Origin of the sequence: Streptomyces sp. enrichment culture, assembly GCF_964273145.1 — a bacterium.
GTDB lineage: Bacteria > Actinomycetota > Actinomycetes > Streptomycetales > Streptomycetaceae > Streptomyces.
The window spans coordinates 1,601,333-1,614,154 of the sequence record NZ_OZ186873.1 but is presented as its reverse complement, the minus strand read 5'-3'; the positions used below and the strand labels follow the sequence as shown (position 1 = coordinate 1,614,154).

Annotated in this window: 13 protein-coding genes; 5 read left to right on the top strand and 8 right to left on the bottom strand. The window is 72.9% G+C overall.

The window, feature by feature from the left end; genetic code table 11:
* Nucleotides 1-9: 9 nt before the first annotated feature.
* The 6 genes from ACSU6Z_RS07365 to ACSU6Z_RS07340 form a co-directional block, all read right to left on the bottom strand.
* Complete coding sequence (locus tag ACSU6Z_RS07365; protein WP_437043983.1) at nucleotides 10-1,425, bottom strand: SLC13 family permease; 1,416 nt, start codon at nucleotides 1,423-1,425, stop codon at nucleotides 10-12.
* 57 nt (nucleotides 1,426-1,482) lie between these two features.
* On the bottom strand, nucleotides 1,483-2,148 hold the full coding sequence (locus ACSU6Z_RS07360) for a response regulator transcription factor (protein ID WP_437043981.1): 666 nt from the start codon (nucleotides 2,146-2,148) through the stop codon (nucleotides 1,483-1,485).
* Nucleotides 2,145-3,662 carry an ATP-binding protein gene (locus ACSU6Z_RS07355; protein ID WP_437043979.1) on the bottom strand — a complete coding sequence of 506 codons (1,518 nt, stop codon included), beginning with the start codon at nucleotides 3,660-3,662 and terminating at the stop codon, nucleotides 2,145-2,147. The genes ACSU6Z_RS07360 and ACSU6Z_RS07355 overlap by 4 nt, the downstream gene beginning before the upstream one ends.
* The gene (locus ACSU6Z_RS07350; protein WP_437043977.1) at nucleotides 3,568-3,915 is read right to left on the bottom strand and encodes a small secreted hydrophilic protein; all 348 of its coding nucleotides are present in this window, start codon (nucleotides 3,913-3,915) and stop codon (nucleotides 3,568-3,570) included. The genes ACSU6Z_RS07355 and ACSU6Z_RS07350 overlap by 95 nt, the downstream gene beginning before the upstream one ends.
* Before the next feature lie 97 nt (nucleotides 3,916-4,012).
* Nucleotides 4,013-4,294, bottom strand: a complete 282-nt coding sequence (locus ACSU6Z_RS07345) for an Lrp/AsnC family transcriptional regulator (protein WP_437020277.1) — start codon at nucleotides 4,292-4,294, stop codon at nucleotides 4,013-4,015.
* A complete protein-coding gene (locus tag ACSU6Z_RS07340; protein ID WP_437043976.1) occupies nucleotides 4,291-5,070 on the bottom strand; it encodes a rhomboid family intramembrane serine protease in 780 nt (259 codons plus the stop codon). The genes ACSU6Z_RS07345 and ACSU6Z_RS07340 overlap by 4 nt, the downstream gene beginning before the upstream one ends.
* 156 nt (nucleotides 5,071-5,226) lie before the next feature.
* Between ACSU6Z_RS07340 and ACSU6Z_RS07335 the strand changes: the two genes are divergently transcribed.
* Nucleotides 5,227-5,466 (top strand): hypothetical protein, encoded by a 240-nt coding sequence (locus ACSU6Z_RS07335; protein ID WP_437043975.1) that lies wholly within the window; start codon nucleotides 5,227-5,229, stop codon nucleotides 5,464-5,466.
* Between the two features lie 64 nt (nucleotides 5,467-5,530).
* Nucleotides 5,531-6,874, top strand: a complete 1,344-nt coding sequence (locus ACSU6Z_RS07330; RefSeq protein ID WP_437043974.1) for an NYN domain-containing protein — start codon at nucleotides 5,531-5,533, stop codon at nucleotides 6,872-6,874.
* Nucleotides 6,875-7,002: 128 nt separating this feature from the next.
* Here the strand turns inward: ACSU6Z_RS07330 and ACSU6Z_RS07325 are convergent, their stop codons facing one another.
* On the bottom strand, nucleotides 7,003-7,719 hold the full coding sequence (locus tag ACSU6Z_RS07325) for a VOC family protein (protein ID WP_437043973.1): 717 nt from the start codon (nucleotides 7,717-7,719) through the stop codon (nucleotides 7,003-7,005).
* Nucleotides 7,720-7,874: 155 nt separating this feature from the next.
* Nucleotides 7,875-8,996: an IS630 family transposase gene (locus ACSU6Z_RS07320; RefSeq protein WP_437043972.1), complete on the bottom strand. Its 1,122-nt coding sequence runs from the start codon at nucleotides 8,994-8,996 to the stop codon at nucleotides 7,875-7,877.
* Between the two features lie 224 nt (nucleotides 8,997-9,220).
* On the opposite strand from ACSU6Z_RS07320, the gene ACSU6Z_RS07315 reads away from it, so the two are divergent.
* From ACSU6Z_RS07315 to ACSU6Z_RS07305, 3 genes are all read left to right on the top strand, one after another.
* Nucleotides 9,221-10,264 (top strand): NlpC/P60 family protein, encoded by a 1,044-nt coding sequence (locus tag ACSU6Z_RS07315; protein ID WP_437043971.1) that lies wholly within the window; start codon nucleotides 9,221-9,223, stop codon nucleotides 10,262-10,264.
* Nucleotides 10,265-10,477: 213 nt separating this feature from the next.
* Nucleotides 10,478-11,494 (top strand): NlpC/P60 family protein, encoded by a 1,017-nt coding sequence (locus ACSU6Z_RS07310; RefSeq protein ID WP_437043970.1) that lies wholly within the window; start codon nucleotides 10,478-10,480, stop codon nucleotides 11,492-11,494.
* Nucleotides 11,495-11,538: 44 nt separating this feature from the next.
* Nucleotides 11,539-12,741 carry a hypothetical protein gene (locus ACSU6Z_RS07305; RefSeq protein WP_437043969.1) on the top strand — a complete coding sequence of 401 codons (1,203 nt, stop codon included), beginning with the start codon at nucleotides 11,539-11,541 and terminating at the stop codon, nucleotides 12,739-12,741.
* Nucleotides 12,742-12,822 lie beyond the last annotated feature (81 nt).

Sequence of the window (12,822 nt, the reverse complement as noted above, 5' to 3'; positions counted from 1 at the left end):
GGGCGGGCCTCAGCGGGTCACGGGCACGCCGAGCAGCGGCCAGACGGCGACGGCGAACAGCCAGACGAGCACGGCGGTCAGCGGCGCCAGCACGGCGGACAGGCGCAGCAGGTCGCGCGGGGTGTAGGTAGGGGTGCCGGGGAGGTCGGAGAAGAGCGTGACGGGCTTGGCGGAAGCCGGGAGGGTGTGGCAGAACCCGGCGGCGGCCGTGGACGCCAGCGCGGCGGCCACCGGGTTGACCCCGGCGCCCGCGGCCGCGGCGATCACCAGCGGCACCAGTACCGAGGAACGGGCCGAACGGGACTGGAGGACCAGATGGGCCGCCGTGCCGACCGCGACGACGGCCATGAGGAAGACGGGCGGGGCCACGTCCGAGGGCACCCCCGCCACCAGCCACTTCGCCGCGCCCGAGTCGGCGAGCGCCACGCCCATGGCCATCGTCGCCGCCATGAACAGCAGCAGGGACCAGGGGACCGTCTTCAGAGCGTCCTTCAGCCTCACGGTGCCCAGGGCCGGGGAGGCGGCGACGACCGCGCCGATCAGCGCGACGACGGCGGGCGGCACCCGGTGCAGCGGCTCGCTGCACCACAGCACCACGACCGTGGCCAGCAGCAGTGCGCAGCGCTTCTCCTCCTGCGCCCAGGGACCGGTGACGGGGCTGTCGCTGTGCCGCTGGATCTCCCGCGCGGTGACGCGGACGGGGGCCGCGCGGTCGGCGCGGCGGGTCACCGTCAGCAGCACCGCCTCCGCCGCCAGGTGGGAGGAGACGACGGCCAGCGGCAGGCCCAGCAGCAGCCACTCGGTGAAGCCGATCCGCTCCCCGACCGCCTCCCACAGCACCGACACGGTGATCAGGTGCGCGCCCGCGCCGATCAGGGTCGCCACCGCCGACAGCAGGATCACCGTCGGGAACAGCAGCGCCAGCATCACGACCAGCCGCTTGCGGCCGGCGAGGACCTCGGCCAGCGCGAGGAACACCGGCAGCGCCAGCGCCGCCCGGCCGGAGGTGGCGGGCACCGCGAACGCCGTGACGACCAGCGCGGCCGTCGTCAGGTGCGCCAGCTGCCGCACCGTGCGCGCCCCGCTCACCAGGAACACCGCCGCCCGCCCGGCGAGCCCGGTCCGGGTCACCGCGGCGGCCAGCACGAACGCGCAGATCAGCAGCCACACGGTGGAGTCGCCGAGGGTGCCGAAGAGGGTGTCGCTGCTGATCACGCCGGTCACGGTCAGCGCGAGTCCGGCACCCAGCGCGATGTAGGTGTCGTCGATCGACGTGCCGATCCAGGCGCAGGTCGCCAGCGCGAACACGGCCAGGGTGATGCGGGCGTCCCCGCCGAGGGCGGGGGAGCCGGCGGGGACCGCCAGCAGCGCGCACAGCGACAGCGCCACGCACGCGGCCGCGGTCGAGCGGAGATTCGGCGTCACAGCACCGAGGGTCCACGCGGGCGGTGAGCCGCCGATGAGCCGCACATGAAGGGAGCTTCACGTGACGGGCAGCCGGTACCCCATCCCCCGGACCGTCTCCACCTGCCGCGCCCCGAGCTTCTTGCGCAGCGCCCGCACGTACACGTCCACGATGTTGGAGCCGGGGTCGAAGTCGTACCCCCACACATGGGACAGGATCTGTTCGCGGGACAGCACCTGCCCCGGGTGTCTCAGGAACAGCTCCAGCAGCACGAACTCACGGGCCGTCAGGTCCACGGTCCGCTCCCCGGCCCGCGCCCGGCGGGTGCGCAGGTCCAAGGAGAGCTCGCCGGACCTGAGCACCGTCACCTCCGGCGCCCGGGCCGCCGTGCGCAGCCGCAGGCGCACCCGGGCCAGGAGTTCCTCGAAGCGGAACGGCTTGGTCATCCAGTCGTCGGCGCCGCCCTCCAGACCGGCCACCGTGTCCCGGACGGAGTCCCGCGCGGTCAGCACGATCACCGGGGTCGTCACGCGTGCCTCGCGCAGTTCGCGCAGGACCGTGAAGCCGTCCCGGCCGGGCAGGCCGATGTCCAGGACGATCAGGTCGAAGCCGCCGGTCAGGGCGTATTCGTAGGCGGCGTCGCCGTCTCCGACGACGGTGGTGGTGAAACCGCCCGCGCGCAGGCCCTTCTCGACGAAGGAGGCGATGCGCTCCTCGTCCTCGACGATGAGGATGCGGGTCATGGGCGTGTCTCCTCCAGGGTGAGGACGAAGGTGGCGCCGCCGCCCTCGGTGTCGTGCAGGCGGACCCGGCCGCCGTGGCCCTCCGCGATCGCCTTGACGATGGCGAGCCCCAGTCCGGCGCCCGAGCCGCGCGCCCCGCGCCGGGAGGCGCCGCGCCGGAACCGCTCGAAGACCACCTCGGCGTCCTCCGGCCGGACGCCGGGGCCGGAGTCGGCGACGTACAGCTCGATCCCCGGCTCCCCGGCGCGGGAGCCGATGCGGATGGTCTGGCCCGGCGCGGTGTGCTGCACGGCGTTCTGCGCGAGCTGCACCATCGCCTGCGTGATCCGCTGCGGGTCCAGTCGCACCTCCCGGTCGGCGACCTCGGCCAGCCTCCAGTCGCGGTCGCCCAGGGTGCGGGCCTTGACGTAGACGTCGGCGGTCAGTTCGGCGAGCTGGACCGGCTCGGGGGCGACGAAGTCGGGGCGTTCGGCCTTGGCGAGCAGCAGCAGGTCCTCCACGATCCGGCTCATCCGGTCCAGTTCGTCGGTGACCAGGCGGACGGTCTCCTCCCGCTCGGCCGGGTCGTCGCCCATCAGCTCCAGGTGGCCGCGCACGATGGTGATGGGGGTGCGCAGTTCGTGCCCGGCGTCGTCGACGAACTGGCGCTGGGCGGCGAAGGCCTGCTCCAGCCGGTCCAGCATCGCGTTGAACGTCTCGGCGAGGGCGGCGATGTCGTCGTGGCCGTGCACCGGGATACGGCGGGTGAGGTCCCGCTCGGTCAGCTCCGCGGCGGTGGCCCGCACCAGCCGTACGGGTTCGAGGATGCGGCCGGCGACCATCCAGCCGATGCCGGTGGTCATCAGCAGGGCGAGGCCGGAGATGACGAGCAGGATGCGGAAGACCTGCTCCACGCGGGCGTGTTCGTGCACCGGGTGGACGGCGACGACGAACGCCGCGTCCGGCTCGCCGCCGGGGCGGGCGACGGCGACCTTGGCCCAGCGGACCTCGCCCGAGGCGCGGCGCAGGGTGCCGGTGGAGCCGGGGGAGTCGAAGATCTTCCGCAGGCCGGCGGTGTCCCGGTACAGGGGCAGCCGCACGGGGACCTCGCGGTCCTGGACCAGCTTCGCGGGCGTCGAGCCCCGGCGTCCGGCGAGGCCGATCAGCTCCTCCTCGGGATCGGCGTACTGCCCCGCCAGGTACGTCCGCAGCAGCCGTCGCGGATCGCTGAACGGGCGGCCGGTCGCCGGATCGGCGCTGCGCTCCTGGAAGTTGATGAACTCGTGCGCCTCCTGCGACAGTTCGGCGGCGGCCCGGGCGTCGGCGTCCCGCAGCAGGATCGACCGGGTGGTCGTGGCGACCGAGGTGAGCGCGACGGCCATGACCAGCAGCAGCCACAGCAGGATGCGGACCCGCGCCGACAGGCGCCGGCGCGGCCCGTCAGCCGTCGGCGCCGGAACCGTCGTCGGCGTCGGCGTCGGCGTCGTCGTCTTCGGCACCCGGGGTGGCTGCGGGCCCGCTGCGGTCGTCGTCATCGTCGTCCCCCGCGGGGCTGTCGGTCACCGGAGGCCGCGAGACGACCTCGTCGCCCGGCGTCGGCCCGGGACCCGTGGCGGTGGCGGCGGGCGTACCCGTGGCCGTGGCCGTGGGGGAGCCGCTGTCCAGCTCCACCCTGGACGGGACCTTCGGGGACTCGGGGTTGTCGGCGAGGGCGAAGCTCGTCGCCGCGATGCCCAGGGGGATCAGCACGACGGCGGCCAGCGCCGCCATCCGGCGGGAGAAGACCATGCCCCGATCCTGCCCCCGGTGCCCGGCGTCCCGGATGAGTCCCGGATGAAGAACCCTTCATCTTCCGGCCGGCGACCGCCCCGGCCGGCATCCGCCGTCAGCTGTCGAGCCCGATGGCGAACGCCGCCTCCAGGTCGTGCTGCGAGTACGTCCGGAACGCCACGTGGGTGTCGGTCCCCTCCACGCCGGGGATCTTGCTGATCCGGCCCGGGATGACCTCGGCCAGCTCCTCGTGCTCCCTGACCCGCACCATGGCGATCAGGTCGTAGGTGCCGGTGACGGAGAAGACCTCGCTGACGTTCTCCAGCGCGGCGATCCGCTCCGCGATCTCGGGAATGCGGTCCACGCTGGTCTTGATGAGGACGATCGCGGTGATCACGGCTGGTTCTCTCCCTCGGGGGCCGTCGCTGGGGCGTTCCTCACTCTAGTCCCCGGTCCGAACAGCACCCACGCCCAGCCGAATCCCAGCCCGAACCCCACCAGGTGGGCCAGGTACGCCACCCCCGGCCCGCTGCCCGCCCGCCCGGCGGCCAGCCACTGCAGGGACGCCCAGAACGGCAGCACCAGCCACGCCGGGAAGCGCAGCGGCAGGAAGAACAGGAACGGCAGCAGGCTGGTCACCCGGGCCCGCGGGAACAGGAACAGGAACGCGCCGAGGACCGCCGAGATCGCTCCGGAGGCGCCGACCAGGGGCTGCTGCGAGTGGGCGTTGGCCACCGCGTAGCCCAGCAGTGCCAGGTAGCCGCAGGCGGCGTAGAAGAGGAGGAACCGGATCCGGCCCATCCGCTCCTCGGTCATCGGACCGAAGACGTGGAGGAACAGCATGTTGCCGAGCAGGTGGACCCAGCCGCCGTGGACGAACAGGGCCGTGGCGGGCGTGAGGACGGCTCGCGGGGAGCCCGCGAACAGCTCCGCCGGCACCACCCCCCAGCGCCGGAACCAGGCGCGCTGCGCGGCGAGCAGCGCCTCGCCGGAGCCGTACGCCGGATCGAGGCCCGAGGCCGGGCCGACCAGGAAGACCAGACAGCACACGGCCATCAGCACGTACGTCACCGGCGCCTGCGCGCGCCGGGCGGGGCGGCCCCTTCCGGCGGCCCCGGCCGCCCGGCCCGCCCCGCTCCCGCGGCCGGCGGCCGCGCTCCACTTGCGGATCATGAACACAGAGCATGACGTAACCGGACGCAACCGTACGGACCGCCTCGCCGTCGTGGGCGGGCGGGCGCCGCGGACCCGGCAGGCCGTAGGGTTACGAGCCACACGCACCGGGAAGGCCGGCGCGTCGCGGACACTGGAAGAAAGCGAACAGTCACGATGACGGTTCCCCTGCCGACCGGCTCGACGCGGTGGCGCTGCGCGCTCTGCGGCAACCTCACCCGTTTCGACGTGACCCGCTCGTCGAAGGTCGTCGAGTACGTCCACCTCGATCTGGCCGGAGAGCCCACGGTCGAGGAGCGCGAGGTGGTCAGTGAGACCATCGAGTCGGTGCGGTGCCGCTGGTGCAACGCCGTGGACCAGGTGGAACTCGTGGACAGGCCGGGCGCCGGCTCCTGAGGGGAGCGGCCCGGGCAGGGCGGCCCGCACCGTACCGGGCCGCGCGGAGGCATTGGGGTGACGGATGGCGGAGACACACGGCGGGGGGCCGGGCGACGGCGCCGCTGAGGTGCTCGACCGTCCGCTGCCCGACGGCGTGCGGCGCAGGGTCGTGCAGATCGTGTCCGACGGCTTCGGCGGGCTGACGCTCGCCGAACTGCCCGCACAACTGCGGCAGTACGCCCGGTTCGCGCCGAACCGGCGCGCCAAGTTCGCGGGCAACGCCATGGCCGCGGCACTGGAGACCGACCCGCTGTTCCGGCAGCGGATCGGCGAGATGTTCCGGGAGGCCCAGCCGGAGCTGGCCGGTGCCCTCGACTCCGGTTCCCCGCCCCCGGCCGCGGATCCGCTCGACGTGGCGGCCGCGGCCTACGTACTGCGCCCCGCGGGCTGGGTGAAGCTGGTGACCGCCGCCGGCGAGGAGGCCCAGCGGGCGCACGCCGAGCGGGCCGACGAGGAGAACCGGGCCGAGCTGGAGCGGCTGCGCGCCGAGCTGGCCCGGGCCCGCGAGCACACCAGGAGCGAGACCGAGCGGCTGCGCGCCGAACTGGACGCCGCGAAGAAGGAGGCCGAGTCCCTCCACCGCAAACTGCGCTCGGCCCTCAGCGACGTCAAGCGCGGCGAGGCGGCGCTGCGCAAGGCGCGGGCGGAGATCGACGCCGTGCGTGCCGAGAGCCAGACGCAGGTCTCCGCCGCCGAGAGCGAGACCCGGCGGCTCAAGGCGCGGCTCGGGGAGACGGAGGCCGCCCTGGAGGCCGCGCGCCGGGCGGCGCGCGAGGGGCGCAGCGTCGAGGACATGCGCGTGCGGCTGCTGCTGGACACCCTGCTGGACGCCGCCCAGGGGCTGCGGCGCGAGCTGGCGCTGCCGCCGGTGTCGGTGCGGCCCGCCGACACGGTCGACGCGGTCGAACCCGGCCGGATGACGCCGAAGGACATCGCGGCCCGCGCCCTGTCGGAACACGACCCCGCCATCCTCGACCAGCTCCTGGCGCTGCCTCAGGTGCATCTGGTCGTCGACGGCTACAACGTCACCAAGACCGGCTATCCGCAGATGCCGCTGGAGAAGCAGCGCCTGCGGCTGCTCGGGCAGCTCTCGCAGCTCGCCGCCCAGACCGGTGCCGAGGTGACGTGCGTCTTCGACGGGGCCGAACTCGCGGCGCCGGTGCTGCTGGCGCCGCCGCGCGGGGTGCGGGTGCTGTTCTCCAAGCCGGGCGTCACCGCCGACGAGTTGATCCGCCAGCTGGTGCGCGCCGAGCCGCCGGGCCGGCCGGTCGTCGTCGCCTCCACCGACCGGGAGGTGGCCGACGGCGTGGCGCGCGCGGGGGCCCGGCCGGTCGCGTCCGCGGTGCTCCTGAAGCGGCTGTCCTGAAGGTCAACGTACGGTCTGCTTGTCCGGATTGACGCCAATGGTGGAGGGCGTAGCGTCAACTAGTGCTGTGACCGCATAGGTCTGCCGGGTTGGGCCAGAATGCGAGCGCCGTCTGATCGACGGCCGAGTCACTGCTCAAGGCGGCGAACCAGGAGTGTCAGCCCCTCCGGGCTGCTCAACCGCACAACACGACGACCGGTTTTCTCGGACCAGGTGGCCGAGTCTTGGCCGTGTTCCTGTGCGCGTACGACGACGCTGTCCAGATCCTCGACGTCGACCGCAAGTTCCCACTGCGGAACGGATGCACTAGGTCCACATGTAGCGATGAAATCGGCGCAGTTCAGAGAGGTTCCCGTCGTCTTGTCGTAGAAATGCCGGGCTTTCTCAGGCTGGTCGCACTTCAGGACCATACGGTGCGGGGCACCCGCCAAGTGGGACGGGAACTGCCATCCGGTGAAGTCGCGTGGCTGCCACAGAGAGAAGGCGGCACCTACCGGATCGACCAATGTCGCCATGCGTCCCTGATCGCCGGCGTCGAAGGGAGGTACGACAAGGCGAGCGCCGTTCACCGTCGCCACTTCGGCGCGGCGATCGACGTTGTCGACTGCCAAGTAGTAGGCGATGTGGGCGGGTGTTCCCGGTGGGTAGACTGGGTTCGCCAGATCGCTCACGCTGCCGATCAGGTGGCCGTCGATAGCTATCTTGGTGGCCTTTCGCCAGTCCTTCTCGTCCACTGCGAAGTGCCAGCCCAGCGTCTTCGAGAAGAAGGTGGCGGTGCCGGCTAAGTCACGGGTTTTGAGATCCATCCAGCAGAACTCGTTCAGTGAACCCAGACGGGTCGTCATCCTGTGCTCCTTGTCGTCTCGATGCTGGATATCGGGTGCTCGGACGACTCCGCAAGAGATTTTCGGCTGCGCTGCGTAGCAGGGCCGGCGGCAAACCGGTTCCTGCAGCAACGATTCGAGCCTTCGCAGGCGTGTCCAGTCTTCGCCGGTCTGGATCAGGCTGCGGCCGTCAGGGGGCGTCCACCCCAGCGAATGCCTTTCTCGCTGCGGATGCGGGCGCGTTCCTTGCGCTGGGCGGCGAGTAGGTCGGGGTGGCGGGCGTTGGCGTTGCGCCAGCGCAGGTAGCGGTGCAGGACCCGGGTCTGTGCAGGGTGGCTGCGGTGGTCGGAGTTGGCCAGGGTGAACTGCCTCAGCGGTCCGAAGTGCGCTTCGATGGGATTGGCCCAGGAGGCGTAGGTCGGGGTGAAGCACAGCTCGATCTTGTTCTTCTTCGCCCAACGGCGGATGTCCGCTCCGGTGTGGGCGGAGAGGTTGTCCAGGATGATGTAGATCGGGGCGCCGTCGGGTTCGGCAGCGCGAATCGACTTCAGCGCGGCCAGGGTGTTGGCGGTGCCCTTGCGGCGACGGTTGACGCCCCACAGGCGGTCGTCGCCGACCGAGTAGCAGCCGTGGAAGTAGGTGACGCCGTGAGTGCGGCGGTAAGTCGCCGGCAGGCGGTCGGGCCTGCCCTGCTTCGCCCAGCACGAGCCCGCGGTAGGCCGGATCCCGAGGGGGCCGAACTCGTCGAAGGCGAAAACCCGGTCCGGGAAGCGTTCGAGCACCTCCTCAATGCGGTCCAGCTTGGCCTCGCGTTCGGGGTCGGGGGACTCTTTCCAGGTCTTGGTGCGCTGGAAGGTGATCCCGCGGCGCCGGAGCAGGCACCGTAAGGCTTCACGGCCGATCCGGATCCGACGTCCGTGCACGCGACACAGGTAGGCGGCGAGTTTGCGGATCGACCAGCGTGTGAAGGGTTGGCCGAGCTTGGTGGGGCGGGTGGTGGCCGTCTGGACGACGAAGTCCTCGTCGTCAGGGGTGAGCAGGCGGGGACGGCCTCCCGCCCATCGAGGGTCCAGGCAGGCCAGGCCGATCTCGTTGAACCGGTGGATCACCTCCCGCACCGTGTCCTCGTCGGCCTGGACCAGCTGGGCGATCACTGGGACGCGGTTCCCGCCGGCCGAGGCGAGCAGCATCATCGCCCGTCTGTAGCGCACCGAGCTGGCACTGCCCCGACGCACGATCTGCTGCAGCTTCTGCCCCTCCTGGTCGGTCAGTCTGCGCACCCGCACAGGCTCGGCCATCACACCTCCAGCGGTCGGAACGGACGTCACCGCCCATCCAACCGCGAACCCGGCGAACCTATGCGGTCACAGCACTAGGCGTCACGGACTGCTACTTGAGTGCATAGAATGCTGGGTGTGACGAGATTTTTCAGCTGAGGATTTGAACTGATCACAAGAAGGTCACTAGGGTCAGGCGACGAACCTCCGAGCGGGTGATCACTCAAAAGAAGGGTTTCACCTCCGTGGCGTCCCACCGTCGACCCAAGCAGCCCAGTCGCGCCCGCGTGACCGTGCTGACCACCGCAGCCGCCGCTGCCGTCGCCCTCAGCTCCCAGGCCGCCAACGCGGCGCCCAGCGAGAAGCCGAGCAAGGACGAGGTCAAGACCAAGGTCGACAAGCTCTACGAAGAGGCGGAGAAGGCCACCGAGAAGTACAACGGGGCCAAGGAGAAGCAGGAGAAGCTCCAGGAGGAGATCTCCACCATCCAGGACAACGTCGCCCGCGGCCAGGAGGAGCTCAACGAGCTCCGCGAGGGCCTGGGGATGGCGGCCGCCTCCCAGTACCGCACCGGCAGCATCGACCCGTCGCTGCAGCTGTTCCTCTCCGCCGACCCGGACGATTACCTGGACAAGGCCTCCACGCTGGACCAGCTCAGCGGCCAGCAGGTCGAGGCGCTCAGGAAGATCCAGGTCAAGCAGCGCGACCTCGCCCAGCAGCGCGCCGAGGCGTCCGAGAAGCTCAAGGACCTCGACGCCACCCGCACCGAGCTGGGCAGGAAGAAGAAGGAGGTGCAGGGCAAGCTCGCCGCCGCGCAGAAGCTGCTCAACAGCCTCACCGCGCAGGAGAAGGCGGCCCTGGCGGCCGAGGAGCAGCGCGCCACCCGCAGCAGCGAGCGCCAGGTCCTGACCGGCGGCCCCACGGCCACCGCCTCCGGCCGCGCCGCCGCCGCCTTCGCCGCCGCCCAGAGCAAGATCGGCTCGCCGTACGTCTACGGCGCCACCGGCCCCTCCTCCTACGACTGCTCGGGCCTGACCTCCTGGGCCTACGCCCAGGCCGGCGTCTCCATCCCGCGCACCTCCGAGGCCCAGTCCGGCATCGGCACCCGCATCTACTCCGTCAACGACCTGAAGGTCGGCGACCTGGTCTTCTTCTTCAACGACCTGCACCACGTGGGTCTGTACGCCGGCAACGGCCAGGTCCTGCACGCCCCCCGCACCGGTACGGTCGTGCGGTACGAGTCGATGAGCACCATCGGTGGTCCGTTCATGTGGGGCGTGCGGGTCTGACCGATCCCTCGGGTACCCCCGAAACCCGCACGGTATGCCGCCCGAACGGGCGAATCACGGAAACCGTGTCCGGCTCCCCGCCCCGCCGCTGACCTGCGTCAGAGGCGGGGCGTCCGCGTTGCGCGCCCTGCCGGGGCGTTGGATCGGCACCCCGGCACGGGGCTACTGTCTGCCGCGTTTCCCTGTCCGCAAGCGGAAGGAGCGCGGCTTCCCGTGGGGTCCCATCGCCGCCTTGTCCCGTCCGGGTCCGACCGGGGCGCCCGTGTCGCAGCCGGGCTGCTGTCCGCCGTCGCCGTCGCGCTGGGCGCCGCACCGGCCGGAGCCGCGCCGCACGACGAGACCCGCGCCGAGGTGGACCGCCTCTACGAGGAGGCCGAGAAGGCGACCGAGGCCTACAACGAGGCCGACGAACGCGCCGACGCCCTGCGCGAGCAGGTCCGCCTCCGGCAGGACCGGATCGCCCGGCACCAGGATCGGGTCAACACCCTGCGGGAGGCGCTCGGTTCGCTGGCCGGTCTCCAGTACCGCTCCGGCGGCCTCGACCCGTCCCTCGCCCTGCTGCTCTCCGCGGAGCCGGAGGACTACCTGGACAAGGCGTCCGTGCTCGACCGGATCGGCACCCGCCAGGCCGGGGAGCTCAAGGAGCTCCGGGCGGCCCTGCGCCGGCTCGCCCGGGACCGGGCGGAGGCCGCCCGCAAGCTCACCGCGCTGGACGAGAGCCGCAGGGCCGCCGCCACCCACAAGCGGACCGTCGAGCGGAAGCTGGCCGAGGCCCGGCGTCTGCTCAACTCCCTCCCCGACGACGACCGCGCCGCCTACGACCGCGCCGCCCGCGCCTCCCGCACGGACCTGCCCGGGGCCGCCGCCGGCGCCGTCCCGGCCTCGGGCCGCGCGGCGGCCGCCGTCGCCGCGGCCCGCTCGGCGCTCGGCCGGCCCTACGTCTGGGGTGCCAGCGGGCCCTCCGGCTTCGACTGCTCGGGGCTGATGCAGTGGTCGTACGCGCAGGCCGGTGTCGCCCTGCCGCGCACCTCGCAGGCCCAGGCCGGCGCGGGACGGCGGGTGCCCCTCTCCCAGATGCGGCCCGGCGATCTGGTCGCCTACCGGAACGACGCCGGCCACATCGGCATGTACGTCGGCAACGGCCAGGTCATCCACGCGCCCCACCCCGGCGCGCCGGTGCGCTACGACCCGGTCGGCATGATGCCGATCTCCTCGGTCACCAGGGTCTGACGCCCGTCCGGCGCCGCTTCGCGCCGCGCCCGTACGATCGGGAGGTGGCTGGTCGAAGGCGGGCGTCGGCATCCGGAGCGCTGGCGCTGTGCCTGCTGCTGGTCTTTCCGGCGGGGTGCGGCGGCCGGCCCGCCGCCGGCACCGCCACGGCCGAGGTGCGGCAGCTGCTGGACCGCCGGGCGGCGGCCGTCCTCGCCGGTGACGAGGCCGCCTTCGCGCGTACGGGCACCCCGGCCGACTTCGCCCGTCTGCGCGAGGTACCACTGGCCGCCTGGTCGTACGAGGTGACCCGCCTGGAGCGGGCCGGCGACACCGCCACCGCCGACGTCCGGCTGCGCTACCGCCTCGCGGGCCACGACCCTGCCCCCGCCACCGCCGGCCGCACCCTGCGGCTGAGCCGCGGGGAGGACGGACGGTGGTACGTCGGCTCCGACCGGCCCGCCGCCCGGTCCGCCCGGCTGCCGTGGGACCAGGGGCCGGTGCGGGTGGTCCGCGGCGCGCACGGCATCGTCCTGGGGGTCGGGCAGTCCGACGAGGCGCTGCGCGGCTTCGCCGGGCTGGCGGACCGGGCGGTGCCGGCCGTGGACGACGCCTGGGGCGAGCCGTGGCCCCGGCGGGTCGTCGTGGTCGTACCGCGCTCGCTCCGGGACATGGCGGGCCTGCTCGGTTCGCCCGCCTCCTCCTACCGCGGGATCGCGGCCGTCACCACCGGCGGGACGGGCGGCGGCACGAGCGCGCCCGCGGACCGGATCGTCGTCAACCCCGACGCGTACGGCCTGCTCGGCCCCCTCGGCAGACAGGTGGTCCTCACCCACGAGACCACCCACGTCGCCACCCGCTCCCACACCACCGCCGCGACCCCGCTGTGGCTGTCCGAGGGGTACGCCGACTGGGCCGCCTACCGCGGCAGCGGGCGCACCCCCGCGCAGATCGCGCCGGAGCTGTCCCGGGCCCTCGCCGCGGGGCGGGTGCCGGAGGCGCTGCCGCGGGACGGGGACTTCGGCTTCACGGGGGACTCCGCCGAGCTGGCGCGCGCCTACGAGGCCGGGTGGACGGCGTGCCGGATGATCGCCGAACGCTGGGGCGAGGCGGAACTGGGCGCGTTCTACCGCGCCGTGGGCGCGCACGAGCGGCGCGAGGGCGCGGTGGAGGAGGCGATGGCGCGGGTGCTGGGGACCTCGCCGGAGGAATTCACGGCGCGGTGGCGGGAGTACGTGCGCTCGCACCTGGGCGGACGTGGCCGCTGAGCGCCTCGACGCGCTCCTTCGGCCCGCCACCTCGCAGGGGGCCCTCGGCCGGCCGGTGGCCGCGGCGGACGGACTGCCGCC

Coding starts and splice junctions, on each gene's coding strand:
- ACSU6Z_RS07330 (WP_437043974.1), top strand. CDS start 5,531: ATGGCGGAGACACACGGCGGGGGGCCGGGCGACGGCGCCGCTGAGGTG.
- ACSU6Z_RS07325 (WP_437043973.1), bottom strand. CDS start 7,719: ATGACGACCCGTCTGGGTTCACTGAACGAGTTCTGCTGGATGGATCTC.
- ACSU6Z_RS07335 (WP_437043975.1), top strand. CDS start 5,227: ATGACGGTTCCCCTGCCGACCGGCTCGACGCGGTGGCGCTGCGCGCTC.
- ACSU6Z_RS07360 (WP_437043981.1), bottom strand. CDS start 2,148: ATGACCCGCATCCTCATCGTCGAGGACGAGGAGCGCATCGCCTCCTTC.
- ACSU6Z_RS07340 (WP_437043976.1), bottom strand. CDS start 5,070: ATGATCCGCAAGTGGAGCGCGGCCGCCGGCCGCGGGAGCGGGGCGGGC.
- ACSU6Z_RS07350 (WP_437043977.1), bottom strand. CDS start 3,915: ATGGTCTTCTCCCGCCGGATGGCGGCGCTGGCCGCCGTCGTGCTGATC.
- ACSU6Z_RS07320 (WP_437043972.1), bottom strand. CDS start 8,996: ATGGCCGAGCCTGTGCGGGTGCGCAGACTGACCGACCAGGAGGGGCAG.
- ACSU6Z_RS07355 (WP_437043979.1), bottom strand. CDS start 3,662: ATGACGACGACCGCAGCGGGCCCGCAGCCACCCCGGGTGCCGAAGACG.